This is a genomic window from Vibrio sp. HB236076 (assembly GCF_040957575.1).
Classification (GTDB): domain Bacteria; phylum Pseudomonadota; class Gammaproteobacteria; order Enterobacterales; family Vibrionaceae; genus Vibrio.
In genome coordinates this window covers 2,365,714-2,390,551 of the sequence record NZ_CP162601.1, presented here as the reverse complement: position 1 = coordinate 2,390,551, position 24,838 = coordinate 2,365,714, and the positions used below count along the sequence as shown (strand labels likewise).

At 46.0% G+C, this 24,838-nt stretch carries 16 protein-coding genes and 1 riboswitch; of the genes, 10 read left to right on the top strand and 6 right to left on the bottom strand.

Features of this window, described 5'->3' with window-relative positions:
* Positions 1-49: 49 nt before the first annotated feature.
* The gene (locus tag AB0763_RS10445) at positions 50-1,114 is read right to left on the bottom strand and encodes a YeiH family protein (protein WP_306100742.1); all 1,065 of its coding nucleotides are present in this window, start codon (positions 1,112-1,114) and stop codon (positions 50-52) included.
* A gap of 100 nt (positions 1,115-1,214) precedes the next feature.
* On the opposite strand from AB0763_RS10445, the gene AB0763_RS10440 reads away from it, so the two are divergent.
* From AB0763_RS10440 to atzF, 8 genes are all read left to right on the top strand, one after another.
* On the top strand, positions 1,215-2,093 hold the full coding sequence (locus AB0763_RS10440; RefSeq protein WP_306100743.1) for a LysR family transcriptional regulator: 879 nt from the start codon (positions 1,215-1,217) through the stop codon (positions 2,091-2,093).
* A gap of 289 nt (positions 2,094-2,382) precedes the next feature.
* Positions 2,383-2,483: riboswitch (guanidine-I (ykkC/yxkD leader) on the top strand.
* A 70-nt stretch (positions 2,484-2,553) separates the two neighbouring features.
* Positions 2,554-3,636 (top strand): putative urea ABC transporter substrate-binding protein, encoded by a 1,083-nt coding sequence (locus AB0763_RS10435; protein ID WP_306100744.1) that lies wholly within the window; start codon positions 2,554-2,556, stop codon positions 3,634-3,636.
* 21 nt (positions 3,637-3,657) lie between these two features.
* Positions 3,658-4,479, top strand: coding sequence for an ABC transporter permease (locus tag AB0763_RS10430; protein WP_306100745.1), 822 nt, complete (start codon positions 3,658-3,660; stop codon positions 4,477-4,479).
* A complete protein-coding gene (locus AB0763_RS10425; RefSeq protein WP_306100746.1) occupies positions 4,479-5,294 on the top strand; it encodes an ATP-binding cassette domain-containing protein in 816 nt (271 codons plus the stop codon). Before AB0763_RS10430 ends, AB0763_RS10425 begins: the two co-directional genes overlap by 1 nt.
* An 11-nt stretch (positions 5,295-5,305) precedes the next feature.
* Entirely contained in the window at positions 5,306-6,040 is a 735-nt protein-coding gene (locus AB0763_RS10420; protein WP_306100747.1) for an urea amidolyase associated protein UAAP1, read from the top strand.
* A gap of 15 nt (positions 6,041-6,055) precedes the next feature.
* The gene (locus AB0763_RS10415; RefSeq protein ID WP_306100748.1) at positions 6,056-6,694 is read left to right on the top strand and encodes an urea amidolyase associated protein UAAP2; all 639 of its coding nucleotides are present in this window, start codon (positions 6,056-6,058) and stop codon (positions 6,692-6,694) included.
* Positions 6,695-6,787: 93 nt separating this feature from the next.
* Entirely contained in the window at positions 6,788-10,396 is a 3,609-nt protein-coding gene (uca, locus tag AB0763_RS10410; RefSeq protein ID WP_306100749.1) for an urea carboxylase, read from the top strand.
* A 14-nt stretch (positions 10,397-10,410) separates the two neighbouring features.
* Positions 10,411-12,240, top strand: a complete 1,830-nt coding sequence (gene atzF / locus AB0763_RS10405; protein ID WP_306100750.1) for an allophanate hydrolase — start codon at positions 10,411-10,413, stop codon at positions 12,238-12,240.
* Between the two features lie 147 nt (positions 12,241-12,387).
* Here atzF and cpdB read toward each other — a convergent pair whose 3' ends face one another.
* Entirely contained in the window at positions 12,388-14,358 is a 1,971-nt protein-coding gene (gene cpdB / locus AB0763_RS10400; protein WP_306100751.1) for a 2',3'-cyclic-nucleotide 2'-phosphodiesterase, read from the bottom strand.
* A 239-nt stretch (positions 14,359-14,597) separates the two neighbouring features.
* Here cpdB and AB0763_RS10395 point away from each other — a divergent pair, with 239 nt between their 5' ends.
* Positions 14,598-14,981, top strand: a complete 384-nt coding sequence (locus AB0763_RS10395) for a hypothetical protein (protein ID WP_306100752.1) — start codon at positions 14,598-14,600, stop codon at positions 14,979-14,981.
* A 136-nt stretch (positions 14,982-15,117) separates the two neighbouring features.
* Here the strand turns inward: AB0763_RS10395 and AB0763_RS10390 are convergent, their stop codons facing one another.
* The 3 genes from AB0763_RS10390 to AB0763_RS10380 form a co-directional block, all read right to left on the bottom strand.
* Positions 15,118-17,037 carry an ATP-dependent DNA helicase RecQ gene (locus tag AB0763_RS10390; protein ID WP_306100753.1) on the bottom strand — a complete coding sequence of 640 codons (1,920 nt, stop codon included), beginning with the start codon at positions 17,035-17,037 and terminating at the stop codon, positions 15,118-15,120.
* A gap of 188 nt (positions 17,038-17,225) precedes the next feature.
* Positions 17,226-18,953 (bottom strand): ubiquinone-dependent pyruvate dehydrogenase, encoded by a 1,728-nt coding sequence (poxB, locus tag AB0763_RS10385; protein WP_306100754.1) that lies wholly within the window; start codon positions 18,951-18,953, stop codon positions 17,226-17,228.
* Positions 18,954-19,258: 305 nt separating this feature from the next.
* Positions 19,259-21,268 carry a methyl-accepting chemotaxis protein gene (locus tag AB0763_RS10380; protein WP_306100755.1) on the bottom strand — a complete coding sequence of 670 codons (2,010 nt, stop codon included), beginning with the start codon at positions 21,266-21,268 and terminating at the stop codon, positions 19,259-19,261.
* Positions 21,269-21,583: 315 nt separating this feature from the next.
* Between AB0763_RS10380 and AB0763_RS10375 the strand changes: the two genes are divergently transcribed.
* Positions 21,584-23,887, top strand: a complete 2,304-nt coding sequence (locus AB0763_RS10375) for a methyl-accepting chemotaxis protein (RefSeq protein ID WP_306100756.1) — start codon at positions 21,584-21,586, stop codon at positions 23,885-23,887.
* A 122-nt stretch (positions 23,888-24,009) separates the two neighbouring features.
* Here AB0763_RS10375 and AB0763_RS10370 read toward each other — a convergent pair whose 3' ends face one another.
* Positions 24,010-24,660: a sensor histidine kinase KdpD gene (locus tag AB0763_RS10370; RefSeq protein ID WP_306100757.1), complete on the bottom strand. Its 651-nt coding sequence runs from the start codon at positions 24,658-24,660 to the stop codon at positions 24,010-24,012.
* Positions 24,661-24,838 lie beyond the last annotated feature (178 nt).

Sequence of the window (24,838 nt, the reverse complement as noted above, 5' to 3'; positions counted from 1 at the left end):
CCGAAGCGGTTTTTTCGTTTTATGAGACAGTATTACTGGCTTTCAACTTCTAAAAAGCTCGGATGAGACCATTGATAAAATAGCCACCCACAGTAAGAAAAACAAATAAACACCCGGCTAAAAGTAACGGTTTAATCCCCGCTTGACGAATCGCACCCACATGAGTCCTAAGTCCAAGCGCCGCCATGGCCATGGTCAAAAGAATATTGTCCAACGCGGCTATTTCGTTGCTGTGGGTAAGCGAAATCAGCCCCAGCGAGTTGACACCGCAAGCTAAGATAAACAGCAAGGCAAACCAAGGAATAAAAAGGCGTTTGCTTTGAGATGAATCGGTTACTGTCTGGGTGTGCTTTTTTTGATACCAAAACGACAAAGCAAATAAGAACGGTGCCAATAGCATCACCCGCAGCATTTTTTCGATCACGGCAATATCAGCCGCGTGCTCACTCACCGCACTGCCGGCGGCCACCACCTGAGCAACTTCGTGAATCGTAGAGCCGACCAATAAACCATAGCTGTGTTCGCTTAAGCCTAAAACGGGGTAGAGCAATGGATAGGTAAACATGCTTAATGTGCCAAATACCACCACGGTAGCGACGGCAATAGAGACTTTGTGTGCCTGAGCTTTGATCACAGGCTCCGTTGCCATAACGGCCGCAGCGCCGCAAATAGAACTGCCAGCCCCAATCAAGATGGCAGTTTGGTCATCGAGCTTAAAGCAACGTTTTGCCAAATAAAGGGCGAGTAAAAAAGTGCCTGATAACATCACCGCATCGATGAGTAAGCCTTGCCAACCGACACTGGCCACTTGAGAAAAGGTAATGCGAAAGCCAAACAAAATCACGCCCGCTTTGAGCAACCAAGATTTGGCGTAATCCACCCCGTGATCGGTGTGATGAGCAATGTGGGGAAAAAGGCTATTTCCGACGATAACCCCCAATACTATACCCAGTGTTAAAGGGCTAATTTGTGTCTGTTGAAACCAGGAAACATGACTGAGTTCAATGGCACACAAAGCAAGGGTACTGACCAAGAGTATGCCCAGCCACCAACGCGTATTTTTTAGGTAGGCCGTGGTCACATTTCTGCTTACCGCCAAAGTGATATTCGACATGTTTTATCCCCCCTGTCATGTGATTTGCCTTTATTGTAAGAAGCGATAACATATAACTCCAATACATTAAAATAATTAAAGGATGAAAATAGGTTATACAATGAATTTGCATTCACTGAGGGTATTTCACACGGTGGCTCGTCTTGGCAGCTTTTCACAGGCAGCGGAACGGTTGTGCATTAGCCAACCCGGTGTTTCTAAAGCGCTTAAAGAGCTTGAATATCAATTGGATATAAAATTAATTGAGCGGGCGTCAAAAGGAAAGAAGCTGGCGCTGACGGCAGCGGGTCAAGCGCTGTTTGATCATGCGCGCAGTATTTTTGCGATTGAAAAAGCCGCCATTGACGATATAAAAGCGCGAACTGGCTTAAAAAAGGGCACCTTAGTGATTGGCACCAGTACAACGATTGCCAACTACTGGCTTCCTCCTTATCTAGCAAGGTTTCATCACCAGTACCCAGGCATTAAAGTCGAAGTCAAGGTCGCCAATACCGCGCAAATAGAGCAGTCTCTTCTCGACTGCACCCTAGATTTGGCCTTGGTGGAGGGCAGTGCTCATCAGGAAGGGATTAGTAGCCGTTATTGGCAACAAGACAGTATGAGCTTTGTCATGGCCAGTCATTGTGACGTCAATGAACCTTGTATTGATTGGTTTAATCAACAAGTCTGGTTACTACGAGAGCCGGGGTCGGGGACGTTAGAAATGACCGAGCAATGGTTGGCATCTTGCCATATTCAGCCTAAAGAGACGATGCAATTAGGCAGTAATGAAGCCATTGCACACGCCGCGGCACAAGGGATTGGCGTTGCCCTGCTGCCCGAAGTCGTCACTGCCGATTTAGTGACATTGGGGCGATTAAAGACACTTCCGAATGCGCAACAAGTGGAGATGTCACGGCCTTTATTGCAATTGCAGTATAAAAACCGCCCGAGTTCTCACGCGGCACAAGCTTTTGAGGCTATTTTATTTGAGCGGTAAGCAAAAGCGTTTTTCTTGACAAATCGCCCGTGTCGCTCTGACTTATTTGCCTTTCCTTTGGCCTGATGAATGATTGAGTTGGGAGTGAATTTGGGCTGTTTTGGTGCGCGTGCATTGTATTTGTGCATGGGGAGGCGTTGAATGTGAGCTCCTAACTCTAACGATTATTGATATGAGGTTGTTTATAAAGGGCTAATTCCATTGCTTTCTTTATGGCATCCAAATTGCTTAAATAAATTTGATAGCGCAGAGTTATAACCAATGCACTGCATTGGTCCAAAATTTGTAGCAAATAGACATCTAGGGTTCCGATCAGCCGTTGGCTGGTGACTGGTCCGAGAGTTGTCAACCTCAGATGAGGTCACACGGCGGGATAAAAGCCCGGGAGGCCGACCAATGATATTGGTTATGTCTCTTGGCGCGTATATTTTGTCTAATGACCCACATCGGAGGTGGTCCCATGAAAAAGTCTTCTCTCAAGGCGCTGAGTTCCTTATTCCTTTCTGCAAGTATTCTTACAACCCCTTTTGTTAGTACCTCAACCTTTGCCGAAGAAAAGCAAGAATTCAAAGTCGCCTGGTCGATTTATGTCGGTTGGATGCCTTGGGATTATGCCCAATACGCGGGAATTCTCGATAAGTGGGCTCAAAAATACCACATCAAAATAGACCTTATTCAGGTCAACGATTATGTGGAGTCCATCAATCAATACACCGCAGGTCAATTTGATGCCACGGTCATGACCAATATGGATGCGTTGACCATTCCGGCAGCGAGTGGTGTGGATTCTACGGCTTTGATTGTTGGCGATTTTTCCGATGGCAATGATGGTGTGGTCGTTAAAGGGAATGATAAATCACTGAGCGATCTTAAAGGTCAGTCGATTAATCTCGTTGAGCTGAGCGTCTCTCATTATCTGTTAGCACGTGGTTTACAAAGCGTCGGCATGAGTGAGCGTGATGTGAAGGTCGTCAACACGTCGGATGCCGATTTGGTCGCGGCGTTTAGTACCGATGATGTCACCACGGCGGTCACTTGGAATCCATTGCTAAGTGAAATCAAATCACAACCCAATACCAGTCTCGTTTTCGATTCCTCAAAAATCCCAGGCGAAATTATCGATTTAATGGTCGCCAATACCCAAACCCTCAATGACAACCCCGCACTTGGCAAAGCTTTGACCGGTGCTTGGTATGAAACCATGGCTCTGATGTCTAAAGATGATGCTAACGCCGATGAAGCGAAAACCCATATGGCCACTGCATCAGGCACGGATTTAGCGGGTTATAACCAACAATTGGCGGCTACGAAGATGTTCTACACCCCAGAAAGCGCAGTGACCTTTACTCAAAGTGACGATTTGAAACAGACGATGCAAAAAGTGGCTGAGTTTTCGTTCGATCACGGCCTATTAGGCGAAGGTGCCCCCGATGCCAGCTTTATTGGTATTGAAACCCCATCCGGTGTGTACGGCAATCCTAGCAACATCAAATTGCGCTTTAGTGAGACGTTTATGCAAATGGCTGTAGACGGCACTTTGTGATCTTAAAGGCGAGGAAAGGTTATGACAAAGCTCATTAATCGACGTCCTTCGCGGCTAGGTAAGATCGCGTTGGGGTTATTGCCATTTATCATTTTGCTTTTTCTTTATATGACGGCATCGAATGCCCGATTGGAGATTAACCCGGCAGATAAACTCTTGCCTGCGTTTGATAGCTTTGTCAGTGCGTTTGAGCGCATGGCATTGTCACCGAGCAAGCGTACCGGTGAGTATGTTTTTTGGGCCGATACCTTAGCCAGTTTAGAGCGTCTCGCATTAGGCGTTGGCGCCAGTGCTTTAGTCGGCCTGATGGTCGGTATTGCCAATGGGATGATCCCGCTGGTCCGTTCGGCGATGTCGCCAGTGGTCACGGCGATTTCATTAATTCCCCCAATGGCGATACTTCCCATTTTGTTTATTACTTTTGGCTTGGGAGAGTTGTCCAAAGTCATGCTGATTTTTATTGGTATTTGTCCAATTATCATCCGCGATATTCAACTCAAAGCCAGTGCTTTACCGCAAGAGCAATTGATTAAGGCGCAAACCTTGGGCGGTAACAGTTGGCAAATCATTGTGCGGGTTATTTTGCCGCAGTTGCTACCGCGTTTAATTGATGCGATTCGTTTGACTCTAGGCAGCGCTTGGCTGTTCTTAATTGCCGCTGAAGCGATTGTGGCCACCGACGGACTGGGTTATCGAATTTTCTTGGTTAGGCGTTACTTATCTATGGATGTGATCCTCTTGTATGTATTTTGGATCACAGTATTGGCTTATCTGATGGATTGGTTACTCAAGACGCTCTCTGAAAAGTGTTGCGCTTGGTACCACCAGTCACAAGGAGAGTAATGATGACTCACGCTAGCCCCCTCATCGAAATTAAAAAGCTGTGGAAGGAGTACGGCGATAACATCGTATTGGAAAAGCTCAACCTCAATGTCTTTCCGGGCGACTTTATCAGTATTGTTGGCGCCTCTGGTTGTGGCAAAACCACGTTTCTCAACATGTTGTTAGGGATTGAAAAAGCCTCGCGTGGTGAGTTGCTTCTCGATGGTCAACCATTGCCAAATGAACCCAGTGTTGAGCGCGGAATCGTATTTCAAAAGTACTCGGTTTTTCCCCACTTAACGGCCCTGGAAAATGTGATGCTGGGTAAGGATTTTGAGTCTCGCGGTGTGCTGTCTTGGTTATTGGGACGCGGTTTTGGCCCGCACCAGAAACAAGCCAAACAGCAGGCTGTGGCGTTATTGCAACAGGTGGGGTTAGGTCATGCGCTGGATAAATATCCCCACGAATTATCCGGTGGCATGAGACAACGCTTGTCTATTGCGCAGTCGCTGATCAAAAAACCGAGAATTTTACTGTTAGATGAGCCGTTTGGCGCACTTGACCCTGGGATCAGAAAAGAAATGCACGCGTTGATCAAAACACTGTGCCAAGAGCAACAGCTCACCGTGTTTATGATCACTCATGACTTGAGTGAAGGTTTCGAACTTGGCAATCGATTGTGGGTGTTTGACCACGTTCGCCTCGACGAGCAAGCCCCAGAGCGGTTTGGCGCACAGGTGACTTTTGATATCGATGTTGGCCGTACGTCACCACAACAAGCGTCGGCCATCCTCAATCACCCTTTAACCTCTATTAGTGAAAAGAAAATTGCCTAGGAGAATGCAAGATGACGAAAAAAGATCCTATTCTTAATGATTTTATTCCTGGGGCCTCCCATTGGTCTATGGTGATCCCAAAAGGGCATACCCTCAAAGCGACAGATTTAGAAGGGGGGGCGAACTTGAGCATGCTGTTTTATAACCCGACTCAACCTTTAGAGCGCTACAACGCTCCAGACACCTTAAAAGGGCAGCACACTTTTAAACTGACGAAAGGGCATTGTCTTTACTCCGATATGGGGCGCGTTTTTTGTTCAATCACTCGTGATGATACCGGCTGGATCGATACTGTCTGCGGCGTGGCGAATAAAGCGAAAGTCGCTGAAAAATGGGGCGAAAGAGACTACCAAGCAGACCACAATCAATGGAAGCAAAACGGCTATGATGCGCTGCTAGTCGAAGTCGCTAAATACGGTTTAGGCAAAAAAGATCTGGTGGCTAATCTCAACTTATTCAGTGCGGTAAAAACCGATGAACAAGGGGCAATGCAGTACACTGAAAACCACAGCAAAGCCGGCGATAGCATTGAGCTGAGATTTGAGATGGATACGCTCGTGGTGTTGACGACTTGCCCTCACCCGATGAACCCAAGTGAAACTTACCCGTTCAAACCCGTTGAATTGAGCGTGTCAGTCTCCGAGCCAATGAAAGAGGATGACGCTTGTTTAAACTCTCGTCCTGAGAACGCTCGTGGATTTGAAAATAATCGTCGCTACCACTTACACACTCATTGTCACCATTAATTCGGAGTACTTATCATGATTGTTGAAAGCTCACTGACCCCCGAGACTGCCATTATTAAGGACAAAGTCCCTGCGGGTGATTACTACATCAAAGTGGTGAAAAAAGGACAAACATTACGAATTTTAGATCTCGAAGGCAACCAAGCGGCGGATACCTTATTTTACAGCGCCGACGATCCGACCGAGCGATACAGTGTGATGGATACTATTCGCGAGCAGGGCAATGTGTACCTCACGGCAGGCAGTGTCTTGGTATCTAACTTTGGTAACCCGTTACTCGATATTGTGGCCGATACGTGTGGTCGTCATGACACGTTAGGCGGGGCTTGTGCGGCAGAGAGTAATACTGTGCGTTACGACGTTGAGAAAAAACACATGCATTCGTGCCGTGATAGTTGGTTATTAGCGGTGTCTGAAAACGAACAATTTGGCATGAGCAAGCGAGACATCACGCATAACATTAATTTTTTCATGAATGTACCTATTACCAAAGCAGGCGGTTTGACTTTTGAAGATGGCATCAGTGGTCCTGGGAAATACGTCGAATTAGAAGCCAAGATGGATGTGATCGTTCTGATCTCAAATTGTCCTCAGCTCAATAACCCCTGTAATGCGTACAACCCCACTCCGATTGAAGTCTTGATCTGGGACTAGGTGACAAAGTCGTTGTTTATGAGCTGAGAGGACGACCTCCAACAAGAGCTCTTTTTTATTCCGGGACGGCCCGGTGTGACAATGGATGTTGGTATGTTCAATAAAGTCTTGATTGCGAACCGCGGTGCGATCGCTTGTCGCGTAATAAGAACACTAAAGAAACTGGGGATCAGCAGTGTCGCGATTTACAGTGAAGCCGATGCGAAAAGTCCGCACGTTTTACACGCTGATGAAGCCTACTCACTCGGCAGCGGGCCGGCAACTCACACCTATTTAGACCAAGATAAAGTCCTCGCAATAGCCAAACAATGTGGCGCTCAGGCCATACATCCCGGGTATGGATTTTTAAGCGAAAACCCAGATTTCGTTACCTTATGTGAATCACAGGGGGTGGTTTTTCTCGGCCCAACGGCAGAGCAAATGAACACCTTTGGTTTAAAGCACTCTGCTCGTGCTATTGCTAAGCAGTCACAAGTACCACTGTTACCGGGCAGTGAATTACTGAGCGATAAGCAACAAGCCCTTGTCGAAGCCAAACGAATTGGTTATCCGGTGATGCTAAAAAGTACCGCCGGCGGTGGTGGTATCGGCATGCAATGTTGTTACAGTGAAGCGCAACTTAGCGATGCCTTTGATTCGGTTAAACGCCTTAGTGAAAACAACTTTAGTAATGATGGCGTCTTTATTGAAAAATTTATTGAGCGCGCTCGTCATATTGAAGTGCAAATTTTTGGTGACGGGCAAGGGCGAGTCACCGCTTTGGGTGAGCGTGATTGCTCGGCGCAGCGACGCAATCAAAAAGTGATTGAAGAAACGCCGGCGCCGAATTTATCTGCAAAAACTCGCCAAGCCCTGCAAGACACCGCGGTTCGATTGGCTCAGCAAGTCAATTATCGCAATGCCGGAACCGTGGAATTTGTCTTAGATCAATCCGATGAAGCGTTTTATTTTTTGGAAGTGAATACTCGTTTACAAGTTGAACACGGGGTGACAGAAGAAGTGTTTGGGGTCGATTTGGTCGAGTGGATGATCAAACTGGGCGCCGGTGAGCTCAGTACAGACACCCTAATGCAAAAACGCAGTCCACATGGTCATGCGATACAAGTGCGTCTTTATGCCGAAGATGCCAATAAGAACTTTCAACCTTGTGCAGGGTTACTGAGTCATGTTGAGTGGCCTGACGTGCCCGGTTTGAGAGTGGAACATTGGATTGAAGCCGGGGTTGAGGTGTCGCCTTTTTTTGACCCTATGTTAGCCAAAGTTATCGTCTACCAAGACAACCGCGAAAAAGCACTAAATAGTCTCGAAAAAGCGTTAGAAAACATTGAAATTTACGGTATTGAGCACAACCGCTCGTATCTGGCTCAATTGCTCGCTTGGCCTGTTGTACGTCATGGCCAAGTGTTGACGCGTTCTTTAAATGATTTTGAGTACAAGCCCAGCTCTATTGATGTGATAAGCGGTGGTACGCAAACCACGATTCAAGATTACCCTGGCCGCAAGGGATATTGGCACATCGGGGTCCCCCCTTCTGGCCCAATGGACTCTTTAAACTTTCGCCTTGGCAATCAGGTGCTGGGCAATGACGAGACTTGCTCTGGACTCGAGATGATCATCTCTGGACCGACATTGACCTTTAACACCGCTTCTCGTTTTGTACTCACTGGCGCGGATATCGCTGCGCAACTCGACGGCGAGCCCATTGAAATGGGCCAAGTAGTGACGGTTGCCGCAAAGCAAACATTAAAATTAGGCCGAATTTCAGGTGATGGCGCGCGCAGTTACTTGTTGTTGCAAGGCGGCTTTAACTGTCCGAGCTATTTAAACAGTCAATCGACGTTTACGCTGGGGCAATTCGGTGGTCATGCCGGTAGGGCCTTGCTGGCCGGTGATGTGTTGCCGATAAATCAATATGATGCCTCTAGTGTTGAGCCGGTGAGTTCTAACACACGCAACCAAATCGAGTTACCTCAGCTGCAAAAAGAGTGGTGCGTTCGCGTGATTTACGGCCCACACGGCGCTCCTGATTTTTTCACCGACCACGATATAGAACAGTTTTTTTCTGCGACTTGGAAAGTTCACTTTAACTCGAGCCGTACTGGCGTTCGTTTGATTGGGCCTAAACCTCAATGGGCGCGTCAAGATGGCGGTGAGGCAGGCTTACATCCGTCGAATATACACGACAATGCTTACGCGGTTGGCACCATTGATTTTACTGGCGATATGCCGGTGATTTTGGGCCCAGACGGTCCAAGTTTAGGGGGATTTGTCTGCCCTGCGACCATTATTAAGGCCGATCTTTGGAAAGTGGGGCAGTTTAAAGCCGGTGATAAGTTGCGTTTTGTTCCTGTCAGTGTCGAGGACGCTGAGCAAGCCGAGCGGCAACAACGCTTGGATATTGAACAGCTCACACTCAGCGAGGAGTCTGTCACTGCCACGGAGCTTGTGTCACCGGTGATCAAAACCCTCTCTGCACAGGAGGTGGGGGAGCAAGTGGTTTATCGCCCCAGCGGAGAAGACTTTTTATTGGTCGAATACGGCCCACAAGTGCTCGATATCCGTTTGCGCTTCCGAGCTCATGCCTTAATGCTAAAACTTGAAGCGCTTGAAATCGATGCAATATTAGAGCTCACGCCGGGCATTCGCTCTTTGCAAATTCATTACGACAACTTGCGTTTGCCAAGAGAGAAGTTACTCGACATGTTAGTCGGCATTGAGGCCTCACTCAGAGATATCGATGAGCTTACCGTACCTGCTCGCATCGTACACTTGCCGCTCTCTTGGGATGATGAAGCGACGCGATTAGCAATTAGAAAGTACGATGAAGTGGTCAGGAAAAATGCCCCATGGTGCCCAGATAATATTGAGTTTATTCGTCGTATTAATGGGTTAGATTCCGTTGAGCAAGTCAAGAACATCGTTTTCGATGCCAGTTATTTGGTGATGGGACTGGGCGATGTTTACTTAGGTGCTCCGGTGGCGACGCCCCTCGACCCTCGTCATCGTTTAGTGACGACTAAGTACAATCCGGCCAGGACTTGGACACCGGAAAACGCCGTCGGTATTGGTGGTGCTTATCTGTGTGTTTACGGTATGGAAGGCCCTGGCGGGTATCAGTTTGTTGGTCGAACTTTGCAAATGTGGAATCGATATAAGCAAACTGAGGCGTTTGAAAAGCCGTGGTTACTGCGCTTTTTTGACCAAATTCGCTTTTATGAAGTCAGTGCTGATGAGCTGTTGACGATTCGAGAAAAGCACCCACAAGGCCAATACCCCATTAAGATTGAACAGACGTCATTCTCATTGGCCGATTACGACGCCATTTTAACCGAGCATCAAGCAGAGATAGTCGCTTGTAAAGCGCGTCAACAGCAGGCGTTTGAACAGGAGCGTCAACGTTGGATTGCAACTGGGCAAGCGGATTTTGTTGTTGAGGAGACACAAGAGCAAGATTTAGCGCCTCGTGTGCTTCACGATACACAAACCTTGGTGGAAAGCCATGTGGCTGGCAGTTTATGGCAAACACTGGTTAAGCCTGGTGATCAGGTCAAAGCGGGCGATGTGATCATGGTTTTAGAGGCAATGAAAATGGAATTAGAAGTGGTGGCATCAGAGTCAGGCACCATTGACGAAGTGTGTATTGAGCAAGGCTCACAAGTCGCTGCAGGGCAAGCTCTTGCCATCATTAACCACGAATTATGATAAGGACATCAAATATGAACTCACCTCAGACGATGGAAGCGTTGATCAGCGCTTATCAAACCAAGGCCCTGACCGTGTCGGGCTATTTACAACAGCAATTGGCTCTGGCAAGAGAAGATGATCACAACACTTGGTTATCACTGCTCAGCGACGAGCAGTTACAAGGCTACATCGATGCTCTAGAGCAGCAAGACCCGCAGAGTTTGCCTTTGTATGGGGTGCCTTTTGCGATTAAAGATAATATCGATTTGGCGGGGCTAGAGACGACTGCAGGGTGTGAAGCGTACCGTTATCATCCCCAAGAGTCAGCATTTGTTGTTCAGCAATTGATCAACGCGGGGGCAGTGCCGCTAGGAAAAACCAATCTCGATCAATTTGCGACTGGCCTGGTAGGGGTTCGCAGTCCTTGGGGGGCGGGCAAAAACAGTTTTGACCCAGAGTACATTTCAGGTGGGTCGAGTTCGGGCAGCGCCATTAGTGTCGCTCGTGGTCAGGTTTTTTTCTCTTTGGGGACCGATACCGCGGGCTCAGGGCGAGTACCAGCGGCGTTTAACAATTTGATCGGTGTTAAGCCAAGTAAAGGGTTATTCAGTAATTCTGGTGTTGTACCAGCGTGTCGCACTTTAGACTGTGTCACCATTTTTGCTCGTACGGTAGAAGATGCCAAGCGGGTTTTTTCTGTGGCGAATTGTTTTGACGCAAGCGATTGTTATGCGCGTGCGTACCAAGAACAGTCCCTACCCAGTGATTGGTCTCAGGTTAAGGTCGGGATCCCTCATCAAGAGCAATTGGCTTTTTTTGGTAACAGCGAATATCAGCAGCAATACCAACAAGCCGTGCAACGCTTAGAGCAGCTTGGCGCAACACTCGTGCCATTTGATTTACAGCCTTTTTTGGATGCGGCCACTTTATTGTATCAAGGTCCCTGGGTGGCAGAGCGTTACGTGGCGATTCAATCGTTTTTTGAGCAAGATCCCAAGGCGTGTTTGCCTGTCATTGAAACCATTATAGGCGGTGCCAAACACTACAGCGCAGCCGATACCTTTGCTGCCATGTACAAGCTACAAAAGTATAAATCGGCGTGTGATAAAGCATTAAGTCAGGTTGATCTGGTGATGACGCCAACGGCTGGGACCACGTACACGATTGCGGAACTTGAAGACAATCCGATTGAGTTAAACTCGAATTTGGGTTACTACACCAATTTTATGAATTTACTGGATTATGCGGCGATAGCGTTGCCAAGTTCGCTAGGGCCTTCTGGCCGCCCATTTGGCGTGACTTTTTTCGCACCGGCCATGACCGATCTCGGTCTGCTCAGTTTGGGTCAGCAATGGACACAGCACCTCGATTTACCTTTGGGCGCGACGGGGAAAAAGGCGGTGCTGGAGAGTCGAGCGGCTGAGGATCACATGCCATCTTCGTTGGCAACGGATAAGGGAATGCCTATCTTGGTATGCGGTGCGCATATGCAAGGCTTACCACTCAATCATCAATTGACTGAACTCGGTGGATACTGGCAGTTTAGTGGTAAAACATCGTCTCACTATCGACTGTACGCTTTAGCCGGTGAGGGGCCATTACGGCCAGCACTGGTGCGCGACCCATCAAGTGACAGCGCGATAGAGATTGAAGTTTGGCATTTGCCAGAACGTGCGGTTGGCCCTTTTTTGGCACAAATTCCTTTTCCTCTGGGGCTGGGTAAAGTTGAACTCGAAGATGGCGAGTGGGTCAGTGGTTTCATTTGTCAGCCAGAGGGGCTGCAAGGCGCAACGGAGATCACCGAGTTGGGGGGATGGCGGGCATATTTAGCGTCTATCAGTACTTGTGAGCCGCAAGCCTAATTTCCCGAAGCCCATGATGATCGGTAAGTTCAGTCATCCATTGGCATGATTTTGTCGATATTAAAACCTACTTTGAACGTCGATCCAAAGTAGGTTTTTTTCGTTGTCAGGCTCGTTATGACGGCGTGACGTCACCCTGCTGACCGCTTAGTTGGAAGGGCTGTTGAGGTCAATGGTATAAATATCAAAGCCAATCTCATCACTGCCGACGCGTTTCATTGGGTAGCTTTGGCGCTGTTTGATGAAGCGTTTCGCGTTGTCGCTGGCTGAGGTCTCAAAGCGAATATCCAATGGGGTTGCACTGGCAATCGGCGCAATTGACCAGTTGTTATCCGCTGTTGGAGTCACTTGGCCTTGTTGCTGCGAAACGCGTGAAATGTAATTGGCCAAGATAGTACGGTTTTTGTCTGGCGCTTCAAATGCGATGTATTGACTGCCCGTGCCAGCAAACTTGTTGCCAAAAGCGCGGTAATTATTGGTCGCTATAATAAAGGTTTGCGCATCATTGACCGGCTTGCCTTGATAAGTCAGGTTAGTAATCCGTGCCGATTCAGGGTGGATGAGTGTACATTCCCCGTCATAACGCGCCGGTTGTGTAACATCAATTTGGTAATTGACCCCATCGATCACATCAAAGTTGTAGGTTCTGAACCCTTCCCAATTGATCAAAGATTGAGTTTTTGTGCTGTTGGGGTCGATTTGATTGAATTGACCAGCAGAACATTCTAACCATTCTTTGACTTGTTTTCCGCTGACTTTAAGTGCGACGAGCGTATTGGGGTAAAGGTAGAGATCAGCGGCGTTTCTAAAGGTCAATTGACCGGCCTCTACCTCGGTATAGCCTGTCGGATCATTTTTACGACCGCCGACTTTAAACGGCGCAGCTGCAGAAAGTACGGGTAAACCATCGAGATCCGGATCGCCTTGGATGAAGTTTTCGACATACGCTTTTTGTGCCGCGTTCACGATCTGAATCGTAGGGTCATCCTGAACGAGGGCGAGATAACTGTAGAGTACGTCACTGGATTGGCCAATCGGTTGATTGACAAAATCGCGAGTGGCTTGATGATCGGTGGCCAGCGCGGTCACGATGTTTTGATCCGGCTTAGCAAGGGACTTTTTCTTTTTGACATCGTAAATGGGACGAGCGACTGAGGTGGCATCTGTGGTGTGCCAGTGCCCAGTTTGCTTATTAAAGGCTAAGGTCAGATCCATAATGCCAATGTGGTTGCCCCAATAGCCCGGCATAACGGCAGCAACCCCATTGATGGTGCCATTGACGTTGTCGACCCCTTGGATATTGTCAAACCCAGGGCCTGGGAAGACGGCGTGGGCATGACCAAAGGCAATGGCATCAATGCCTTTGACTTCCGATAAATAATACACCGAGTTTTCCGCTCCAGCGCGATAAGGATCGGATGAAAAGCCCGAGTGAGGAATCGCAACAATGACGTCCGCGCCCTGAGCTTTCATTTCTGGGACCAATTTTTCAGCGGTTTTCTTGATGTCGGCAACCGTCACTTTGCCGGTTAAATTCTTCTTATCCCAAGTCATGATCTGCGGCGGAGCAAAGCCAATGTAACCGACTTTGATTTGATGAGAATGACCGTCTTCATCTTTGACTTGATAGCGCTTAATCAAATATGGGGTAAAGTAATGCTCACCGGTTTTGGCGTTATAAATATTGGCGTTGATGTAGGGGAAGTTCGCATCATTGACCGACTCTTTGAGAAAGTCTAGGCCATAGTTAAATTCGTGGTTACCAAAGTTAGCCACCTCGTACCCCAATTGGTTCATGGCTTTGTAAACGGGGTGAATCTCTTTTGGCTCAATGCCTTTTGCAGCCATGTAATCGCCCATTGGGCTGCCCTGGATCAAATCACCGTTGTCGATCAGTAGACTATTAGCGACTTCTTTTTTCGCTTGTTCGACTAAGGTCGCAGCACGAGACAGGCCAAACTTTTCTGTTGGGCTGTCTTTGTAATAGTCATAAGCCAGTACATTGGCGTGAATGTCGGTTGTTTCTATGATGCGTAAGTGAATGGGGGCGGATGCCATAGCAACCGATACCGGCAGAAGACTTAAGGCAAAAAGGCCGGTGAGAGAAGGGCGACGCATAAGATTTTCCTTAATCGAGATACTTTAGGTTGTTCAGTATAACCAACTAATGTAACAAATTGTTTAACGTGGTGTGTTTTACAAAATCTTGATCCCATTTTTTCTTTTTATACTAAGAGTGTGATTTGAATATTAAGTCTGTAAAAGTAAATTTTTATTCTTTTGTGGTGGGTGGTTTCTTTTTGATAAGGAATAAATTAGACTGAAGCTAAGATAAATTGAAACTCTAAGGACAAGCAATGAGTGAAAGTGCCGTGTTATCCCAGTCTTTAATTGAAAGTGGCCGAGATATCCCACTAAAAGAGCTGTTGTACGCAAAGCGTGTTTTGCATAATTATATGGTTGTGGCGAAAGATAATAGCCCACAAGAATTGCTTGAAGAAATGCGCGAAGCCATCAAGGCGGTTGAGTACTTTCGAAACCCAACCAGCCCAAATGATGCCCGTAATGTGATTTCGACTATGTTTGCTGAAATTGATGCGGCAAGCTCATTTGATGACTTTACCGCGTTGGCAACTAAGCCGTTTGGCGCGTTAAATGAGTTGATTGAAGACCGTGCGGTATTGATTAAACAGGAGCGAGCGCTATTACTTGCTTCGGGGTACGATCTGGCCGATTTTTAACTCGCTTCACGCTGGTGAGTGACATTCTCACTCGCCAGCGATGCCTTAATTTTCCTTACCTCTTACCTCTTACCTCTTACCTCTTACCCCTTGCCCAATACGCGTTTTCTGCCACGTTTGGTTTTCCTGTTTTCGTCTATCCTGATTGTGTTATCTCTTCTATTTGGCGATATACCTGTTGAAATGGCACATGGGCAAGACGGCCAAACCCAGACATTTTTGCGCCTTTATACTGTGTGATCGCCGGTGTGGTGAGGCCACACAAAAAACGGACTTTTTCTCTGGTCGTTAAAGGAGAGGGACAAGCTTTTTGCCACTCTGACAACCATTTATTCAGCGTAGAGAGTTCGGTATCAGGGTAAGAAGGACGGTCAAATTGCGCGATTTGACCTTGGCACACAGAGCAATGACCACAGGACTTAGGCGCTTTCTGATCAGAAAAATAGTCGGCTAAAGCCGCGCTTAAGCAACGAGTTTGAGAGAAAAATTGGATCATAAATTCGATTCTAGCCACTTCTTGTTGCTCTTTTTGCAAAAACAACTGACTTAATGTCTGACACAGTTCATCGGCCTTGAACGGGGTCGGCTGCTTTAGGTAGACGTCGGTCATTAATTTGGATTCAAGTTCAATCCAGCCTTGTTGACTTAAATACTCCAAGGCTGCGATCACCCTTTGCCTAGGCGATTGGTCTTGTTGCCATAGAGCATCAAAATCTAATGATAACCATATTTTACTGCGTTTACTCGATGAAAAAATCTTGTCCAAGAAGCGCTTCCTCTCTCCGTTGAAGCGTTGCAAAATGGCATGTTCACTGTCGAGAAATTTAAACCGATAGCTGGAAAAATAGCTGTATTGCGCTTGGATAACCCCTTGCAGTTCCAAATAGACCAGGAGGGTTTTTAACGGTAATTGTCGAATGTTACTGTCTTTGGATAAGCGCGGTAGGATCAATTCCCACTGCCTAGTGGCCGCTTGCATGTCATCGATGACGGTTTTGATCGAGGGTTTGTCTGGGGTATCGCCATAGATGAAATTTTCTAAAGTGGGCAAGTCGTGTAAGTCTGCCAACATAATACATTGCGATGTCTGCCCATCTCGGCCTGCGCGGCCGATTTCTTGGCTGTAGTTTTCGATCGATTTTGGTAAGTCGTAGTGAATGACATAGCGGACATCGGCTTTGTCTATCCCCATACCAAAGGCGATAGTCGCGACAATACAAGGGGTTTCGCCACTCATAAAATCGCGCTGTATTTGTTGGCGACGTTCGCTGTCTAACCCGGCGTGGTAGGCTTTTGCAGGCAAGTGCTCCGCTTGCAGAGCACTGGCGATATCTTCGGCACTTTTTTGCAGTGTGACATAGATAATACAAGGTTTTTGTTGGGTTTGTTTGACGAGTTGAATTAACGCATTCAAGCGCTGTTCGGGTGGATGCGGAGAGATATCGAGATTCAAATTAGAGCGATAAAAACCAGTAACTGTGATGTTGTCGGCGGCGATGTTAAATTTTTCACTCATGTCTTGAATGACATTCGGTGTCGCGGTCGCGGTCAGCAATAACACTTGGTCGATATTAAATTGTCGTCGATAGTCAGGCAGCTTTAAATAATCCGGGCGAAAGTTATGTCCCCATTCCGAAATACAATGCGCCTCATCAACCACTAACAGCGAAATAGGCACACTGGCAATAAACTGTCTGAAACGCTCGTTTTTAAAGCGCTCAACCGATACCATGAGTATTTTTAACTTGCCTTGGCGAGCCTGTTTCATGATGTCTTGACTGACTTCTCTGTCTTGAGTTGAGTCTAAACTGGCTGCGGCGATCCCTTTGCTGTGTAAAAACTCAAGTTGATCTTTCATCAAGGCCAGCAGAGGAGAGATAACCAGTGTCATGTTCGGTAAGTGCAGTGCCGTTAACTGATAGCACAGCGATTTACCAGAGCCGGTGGGGAAAATGGCGGCAGCCGATTGTTTATTCAGTAAATTGTTGATTACTTCTTGTTGACCGGGCCGTAAAGAAGAAAAGCCAAAATAGTGCTGTAAGGTTTGTTGAATCATAAGTGCTCCCTGACGCGCTGCTGGAGCTTAGAGTGTAAAAGGGATGACAATGAATGGAAAGAGTGCTCGAGCTCTGTTGTTGAGAAACAGAGAATGAGAGTAACAATCTCATCCTTATTCAAGCCAATAGGGATGAGATTGCGTGATATGGCTTATACTTTTAACCGGTTAACAAAATAAAACCACCATTAACGTAGCCAGTTGGTTTTACTAAGCTCAATGATTTCATCGCCTCGTCCGTTCATGATGGCTTTCATCATGTAGAGACTGAACCCTTTTGCGTGTTCTGCTTTAAGTTGAGGCGGCATAGCGAGTTCGTGTTTGGCGGTATCGACTTCGAGCACCACGGGGCCTGAGTGTTCAAACGTTTCGCTCAATGCGCTAGGCAGCTTTTCTGGATCATCAACGTGAATGCCTTTTAAGCCACAAGCGTCGGCGATGGCGGCAAAGCTTGGGTTATCGAGGTCGGTATCATCGGATAAATACCCGCCGGCTTTCATTTCCATAGCGACAAAGCCTAAAGAGCGGTTATTAAAAACAATGATTTTGATGGGGAGATCAAGTTGTTTTAACGACAGTAAATCCCCCATAAGCATTGAGAACCCACCGTCACCGCACATGGCGACCACTTGTCTTTCTCTCTCTATTGCTTGTGCTCCCATGGCTTGCGACATGGCGTTGGCCATTGAGCCGTGATTAAAGGAGCCAATAAGACGGCGTTTGCCATTCATTTGTAAATATCTCGCGGCCCAAAGTGTGGGGGTCCCGACATCGCAGGTAAATATCGCATCGTCAGCGGCTTGCTCACTGATCAGTCGCGCTAAATATTGGGGGTGAATTAGCCCTCTACCGGTTTTTCCGTTGGCGAGTTGGTCGAGATCTTTACGAGTTTCTTTGTAGTGTTTAACACAATCATCAAGGTGTTTTGATGAGGATTTCTCGTTTAAGAAAGGCAGTAAATTCTGCAAAGTCGCTTTCGTTTCACCTAATACGCCAAAGTCAATCTGGCAGTGTCGGCCCAGAGAGCCTGGATTGTGGTCTATCTGTAGAATTTTTGCTTTTTCTGGGTAAAAAGCTCGGTAGGGAAAACTGGTACCAATGAGCAAAACCGTATCGGCTTCTTTCATAGCGTGATAGCCTGATGCAAAGCCAATTAGGCCGGTCATACCGACATCATACGGGTTGTCGTATTCGATGTATTCTTTGCCGCGCATGGCGTGAACAATCGGCGCTTGCAGTGTTTCGGCCAGCTTAACGACTTCTTGGTGAGCGCCTTTTATGCCGGCCCCAACCATTAAGGTAATCTTGTTGCTTTGGTTTAATGCGTTGGCTAATTGCTCCACATCACTTTGTTGGGGGAGATAAGACGCGGGTTTTGGTACATTCCACTTAGGTTTTACTCCCTCTGGCATCGCTTTCAGGGCCACGTCACCAGGCAGTACTAAGACGGCTACGTCATTGTGCAAAATGGCCTGCCTCATTGCAGTTTCAAGTAAGTAGGGCATTTGTTCTGGGTTTGAGACCAGCTCGCAAAACACACTGCATTCTTTAAACAGCTCTTGTGGGTGGGTCTCCTGGAAGTAATTTGTACCAATCTCTGCAGAGGGGATATGGGCGGCAATTGCGAGTACAGGAACCTTGTTGCGATGACAATCGAATAAGCCATTGATTAAATGCATGTTACCTGGCCCGCAAGAACCAGCACACACTGATAATTGTTCTGTTAGATGTGATTCAGCCCCAGCGGCAAAGGCAGCGACTTCTTCATGTCTTGTGCCTAACCATTCAATGCCGCCAATTTTTCTCAGGCTGTCACTTAAGCCATTAAGTGAGTCGCCGGTCACGCCCCACATTCTCTTGACGCCGGCTTGTTTGAGGGTATCGGCAATGAAATAGGCAATACTGGTCTGACTCATTGGTAACTCCTTAATAGGTGATTAAGTCCTCAATTTCGTGAGGGCTAGCGATGTGTCTGGTTTATTATTTGCCTATAGAGAAGGATTGTTGTCAAAATAATTTTAACTTTTACAACGTTTTTTTATAACCATGAAATGCTTTAAGTTTAATTGTTATAAAAAATGGGTGTGTTATACCTTATATAAATGTGAAGAGTGAGTGAATATGAGTAGATTGAATGGATTAAACTGACAAAATATATAACGAGAGGGAATGTTTTTTCTCGTTATATATTTTATGTTGAAGCTTTGAGTGGACAGAACTATTATTTGTTAAATAAATAAGGCTGTTTAAAGTAGTTGAAGAGTTGTTTTATTTTTTCTTCACTTTGAGTATTTATCTCCTTAAATTGCAAGCCATAGCAAAACCCTTGAGCGGAGCGCTCTTTGTGGACAATATTGGCCTGCAGCATTAAGCGATTACCGATTTTTCCATGTAGGGCTTGGGGAATAGAGAGCTCAAGAGCCGTGAGTTGGTTTTTATCTAATTCTTGTGAGCAGCGTACTTTTAAGCCGTGAAGACTAATGTCATCAGTCAGTCCTTGGATACGCTGCTCCCCTTGAGTGATAAATAGCATTAACTTGTTGCCTGCCCGAGGGAAAGCACGCTTTTCGTTGCTATTACTTGTGATTGAAGTGGCAACTTGGGTGTCGAATTTTTTCAATTGCGACTCTAATTGCTCAGAGATAGAGAAAAGATCTTCTGCCACCATCGATGTCGTACTGGCTTTACTGGTACTCTCAACCAAAACCGAGAATAACTCTTTTAATTTATTATTCAGGTATTTAAGGCGCTCAGTTTGCTGCTGGTTAGAGCTGGCTATGTCTTCCGCACTTTGCATGGTTTGGTTGATGCCGGTTTTCATTTCATTAAAAGAGACAACCGTTTGATCTGACTTTTCTTGTGATTGATTAACGGTAGTAACGACCTTTTGCATTGAGTTGACCGAACTTTCGACTTTGTGAGTCAGTTGCTCTAATAAGGTTGATATCTCACCACTTGAGCTTGACGTTCGGGCGGCTAAGTTTCTCACCTCGTCAGCGACAACGGCAAAGCCTCGACCATGCTCGCCCGCCCGCGCTGCCTCTATGGCCGCATTGAGGGCCAATAAGTTGGTTTGTTCAGCGATATTGTGAATGGACTGAGTGATTTCGTTGATTTGCACGGTGAAACTTTTTAGCTCATTCATTTCTTCAGCGGTGGCGTGGACACTGCCCACCGCGACGTTGAGCTCATCGATACTCTGTTTAACAATATCAAGCCCGTGCTCGGCCTGTTGGTTGGTTTGTTGCGATAATTGATAAGCTGACTCAATACTTTGGCTGACATTATCTGATGTATCGAGCAGAGAATTCACCGCACTTAACACCTGCTGAGAGCTTTCTTGTTCAAGTTGGCTTGCCTGAGATATTTCCCCAGACACTATCGACACTTGTTGGGCTGAGTGAGCCATTTGTCGGCTGTTGGCTTTGACGACGCCAATCACGTCGTGTAGTGAGGCTCTCATTCCTTCAACGTTTTGTGTCAAAGATGCAAATTCACTTTTCCCTTCGATAATCGTGTCTTGGGTAGGGGTCAAGTTGCCGCTGGCGATGCGTTGGGTGGTATTGAGAATGCGGCTGAGTGGACGAGTAATGGAAAAAATAGTTAATGAGGACAGAAATATTGCCACGATAATCGACACCACTCCGATGACAATTTGATTACGCTCCATGCGATAAATTTTTTGGTCTGAATACTCTGAAAACATGCCTACTGCTTTATTCATATTGGCCAAAACTTTAACGCTTTGATCATTGATGGCGGTAAGTTGTTGTTGAGAAAATTGAGCCGGTTGCACCGCTTGTAATTGCTGGAGGAACTCTTGCCAAAGGGTATTGACTATCTCGAGTTGTGTTTTTATGTGGTCTGGGGCGGGGGGAAGCGTGATGGCATTATTCATACCCAAATCGGAATAGGTCGTACCGCCATCGGTCAGTGCATTTAGAGAAACGCTAAACAGTTGTCGGCTTTTATCAATACTGTCTAACACTTGCTGTGAAGTTTGCTGCTTGGCAGCATGCAAAGCCAACAAAAATTCTTTGGTCACTTTTTGGGAAAGCATGCGTTGACGACCTGCAACATTAACCACCAATGTATCGCCTTTTTGAGCGTTAATAGAAGAGACGGTATAGCTGACCAAGCCAGTGACCACCGCCAAAAATAGTACAATCAAAAGCTGTAATTTTCTTTTGATACTCAAATTGGCCATAAAACCAAAGCGTTGTGTTCCCATGTGTCACTGACCCCATTCATCAAACGTTTTCTCATCTTAACGCTAGCTTTAATTATCGAGTTGTTCAAATACAGTGTGGCCATAATTTGAACTGATTCATATACGGTGAAATAAAATGACAAAATGCGACAATGTGAGCGCAACATGATGTTAAATATCATATTGTTGTTCTATGCTTTTAATGTATTTTTTTGTTGTTTTAATGTTGTTTTTTTGACGGTGGTTGTTTTTTTGGCGACATTCGAATTGTCAAAAACAGCAAAGTGAATCGATAGTGCTTTTCTCAAACCGATGTTAGGTAGGGAGTGATTAAAAATGGTTTCCTTGAAGAAAAAAATGTTGTTTGTGATTTCTGGATTATCGATTTTTTCTTGTGTGGTTGGGATTTTGGTGACCTCTAATATTGCGATTAAACAGATTGAAAAGGATACGCTTGAACGTGCAAAGTCTGATTTAACTGCAAAAAGAGAGCTTGTATCTAGTGAGCTAAAGCACTACCTCGATACCATTGAGAAGCAAGCGATTGTGATGGCCGAAGATGTGTCTATTAAAGAGGCTATCAGTGACTTCACTCAGGCGTTTGACGATTTTCCTGAGGACGCAGGCAATATAGAAGCTATCAAGCGTTACTATCGGGAACAGTTCAAAGCCAAGTTTGAACAAATTAATCGTCAAACCGTGGATACTTCGCTGCTCTATCAGTCTCTTTCTCCTACGGCGATTGCATTACAATCTCAATTTATTGCCTTGAATCCAAGCTCAATAGGCCACAAGGATCAACTTGATAGCATTGACGATGGCAGTTTGTATGATCAGTTACATCAAAGATACCACCCGACTATCCGTAAGTTTTTGCAAGAGTTTGGGTATTATGACATTTTTTTAGTCGAGCCCAAGCAAGGCAATATTGTTTACAGTGTTTTTAAAGAGTTAGATTTCGCGACCAGTTTAGACCGCGGACCCTATCGCAATTCGGGGATTGCAGAAGCCTATCACCAAGCGCTGACTTTAAAGCAGGGAGAAACTTATATAACGGATTTTAAAAAGTATTTACCCTCGTACAATCAAGCAGCTAGTTTTATTTCTGCGCCCATATATCACGATGATGCGTTACTTGGCGTACTGATTTTTCAATTTCCTATCGACAAAGTGAATGATATTTTAACCCAAAATAAGCAATGGCAGAGTAGGGGATTCGGTCAAACTGGTGAAGTTTACTTGGTGGGACAAGATCACACTTGGCGTAGTAACAGTCGTTTCTTTATTGAGCATCGCCAAGATTATCTCAATGACATTCGCGTTCAAGATGCGGATCTTGCTCGTGAAATTGAATTAAAAAATAGCCCGATCATTTTACAAACAGCGTTATCATCGTCCGTAGACCTAGCTTTACAAGGAGAGTCTGGCTTTGATATTCACGATGATTATCGCGGTATACCGGTACTGAGTGCGTTTGCGCCAATAGACGTTGGGTCGCACCGTTGGGCCATTATGGCCGATATTGATAAAGCAGAAGCCTATGCCAATCTAGAACAAACACGAGGTTATATTTGGCAAACTGCGGCAATTACCATTATCTGTGTGGTTACGGTTGCGGTACTACTATCATTAATGTTTGCCAATACCCTGACTAAGCCGCTGAATGTATTAGCAACTCGATTTGAATCGCTTTCTCAAGGTGAGGCGGATCTTACCTCGCGTTTAGATCAAAGCACAACACCAGAAATTCAGCGCAGTGTCAGTGGCTTTAATCAATTTATTTCTCAAGTGGCCAGTGTTTTTGGCAATGTCAAAGACTCGGTTGCTCGCATTGCTTCAAGCAGTACGGAATTAGGTGCGACAATAGAGCAAACCTCAGTCACCTTAGATGAGCAAAAACGCTCTGTTGCGCAAGTTCGTCAATCGGTGAGTGAGTTTAAAAGTGCAGTCTATAGCATTAACGATCAAACCGAGGTGGCGTTAACGGAAGCCCAGCAAGCAAGAGATAATACCGAACATTGTTCTAATCGTGCCACCAATGCGGTCGACAACATTTCACAACTGGTCAATGAATTACAAGATTCTTCGCAATCAATGGCATCGTTACAAGCCAGCGTAGAACAAATCAGCTCGGTGCTAGAGGTGATTAACTCGATCGCAGAACAAACCAATTTATTGGCATTAAATGCGGCGATTGAGTCTGCGCGAGCTGGGGAATATGGCCGAGGGTTTGCTGTGGTCGCTGACGAAGTGCGTAGTTTGGCTTCTCGCACCCAAGAAAGTACCGTGACTATTTCTACGAAAATGAATCAATTAGTGGAAACCGTTCAACTGTCTGCTCAGTCTATGACAAGAGCGAACAAATCGGCAGAGTCGGGGATAGAGTTAGTAGAAGACGTGCACCACAGTTTGCGTGACTTACAGATAAGTATCGAAAAGCTCAGTGGCATGAGTGCGGATATTGCCACATCAACCCAATCGCAAAGTCAAAATATTGAGCGCATTGATGAGACCATATCCCTGTTGGAAAATCGCGCTAGTGAAATTTCAGACGCGTCCTTAAATATTGCTCAAGTAGCTCATGAGTTGTCGGACGTTGCCGAAAACTTAGAAAGTGAAACCAACCGCTATAAAGTGTAGTCATCGATAAACGGGCGTGAAAATGTGAGTCGTTTCTTAGCGAGGGTGAATTTTTATTACTCTTGTGTTCGGTCGTTTTTCTCGCCTTGCGTCGTCACACGGGGAAGTCTCACATGTCAGGTTTAGGCATCAAGCAAACAAAACCGCTGCCGATAGCGCTGCGCCGTTTGTTCTGTTTGTAAGTGGCTGTGATGTAACATTAAGATGGATTGAACAATATGAATTCCAATCCCGAGACTGCCTTTGTCCGCGTGAATATCGATGTTATTTTCGATACTGAATTCAATCAAACCTTGCTGTGATACTCTTTTTGCTCGGCAGATCACCTTCCCTCCTTTGGGGCTGTGCCTTAACGCATTGTCGAATAAGTTATTAAGCAGTCTTTCTAAGAGTGCCTTATCTCCGATAATACGGAGGTCACTTTCGGTTTTAATCTCTAACTCAATATGTCGACGATAAAATTGAGGGAGAATGTTCTCAGTACAGTGTTCGATGAGGGTCTCTAGGTTGAGTGGCACATAGTGATAACGTGGCATAGGGGCTTGTTGTTTGGCCTGTGTAAGCATGCTCTGGAGTTGTTTGGACAGTTTTAAGCTGTTGCGGTGAGCGACATCGATAAGTGGGTTGTTATTGCCCGGTTGCAATCGCCAGGTTTCAAGGTAACCCAATACGCTAGAAAGTGGCGTCTTCAGGTCATGGCTCAGCTGTAATAATGTTTGTCGGCGGTGTGATTCTTGGTATTGAAGTTGTAAAAAATCACACAGGACACTCATCGAATTCTCATAAATTTCTCACAAAGTTCTGCAATATTTCATCACAGGATCAGTGGTGTGATAGGTGGTGAGGAGGACAGAAAGATAAATTCTTTTGGTGAATTTAATAATCTTTGTTTATTGTTTAAATCAATGTTTCTGTTTGATTTTTTATCGAAGTGGTGGGGATTTGTTCACT

Coding starts and splice junctions, on each gene's coding strand:
- AB0763_RS10445 (WP_306100742.1), bottom strand. CDS start 1,114: ATGTCGAATATCACTTTGGCGGTAAGCAGAAATGTGACCACGGCCTAC.
- AB0763_RS10440 (WP_306100743.1), top strand. CDS start 1,215: ATGAATTTGCATTCACTGAGGGTATTTCACACGGTGGCTCGTCTTGGC.
- AB0763_RS10435 (WP_306100744.1), top strand. CDS start 2,554: ATGAAAAAGTCTTCTCTCAAGGCGCTGAGTTCCTTATTCCTTTCTGCA.
- AB0763_RS10430 (WP_306100745.1), top strand. CDS start 3,658: ATGACAAAGCTCATTAATCGACGTCCTTCGCGGCTAGGTAAGATCGCG.
- AB0763_RS10425 (WP_306100746.1), top strand. CDS start 4,479: ATGATGACTCACGCTAGCCCCCTCATCGAAATTAAAAAGCTGTGGAAG.
- AB0763_RS10420 (WP_306100747.1), top strand. CDS start 5,306: ATGACGAAAAAAGATCCTATTCTTAATGATTTTATTCCTGGGGCCTCC.
- AB0763_RS10415 (WP_306100748.1), top strand. CDS start 6,056: ATGATTGTTGAAAGCTCACTGACCCCCGAGACTGCCATTATTAAGGAC.
- uca (WP_306100749.1), top strand. CDS start 6,788: ATGTTCAATAAAGTCTTGATTGCGAACCGCGGTGCGATCGCTTGTCGC.
- atzF (WP_306100750.1), top strand. CDS start 10,411: ATGAACTCACCTCAGACGATGGAAGCGTTGATCAGCGCTTATCAAACC.
- cpdB (WP_306100751.1), bottom strand. CDS start 14,358: ATGCGTCGCCCTTCTCTCACCGGCCTTTTTGCCTTAAGTCTTCTGCCG.
- AB0763_RS10395 (WP_306100752.1), top strand. CDS start 14,598: ATGAGTGAAAGTGCCGTGTTATCCCAGTCTTTAATTGAAAGTGGCCGA.
- AB0763_RS10390 (WP_306100753.1), bottom strand. CDS start 17,037: ATGATTCAACAAACCTTACAGCACTATTTTGGCTTTTCTTCTTTACGG.
- poxB (WP_306100754.1), bottom strand. CDS start 18,953: ATGAGTCAGACCAGTATTGCCTATTTCATTGCCGATACCCTCAAACAA.
- AB0763_RS10380 (WP_306100755.1), bottom strand. CDS start 21,268: ATGGGAACACAACGCTTTGGTTTTATGGCCAATTTGAGTATCAAAAGA.
- AB0763_RS10375 (WP_306100756.1), top strand. CDS start 21,584: ATGGTTTCCTTGAAGAAAAAAATGTTGTTTGTGATTTCTGGATTATCG.
- AB0763_RS10370 (WP_306100757.1), bottom strand. CDS start 24,660: ATGAGTGTCCTGTGTGATTTTTTACAACTTCAATACCAAGAATCACAC.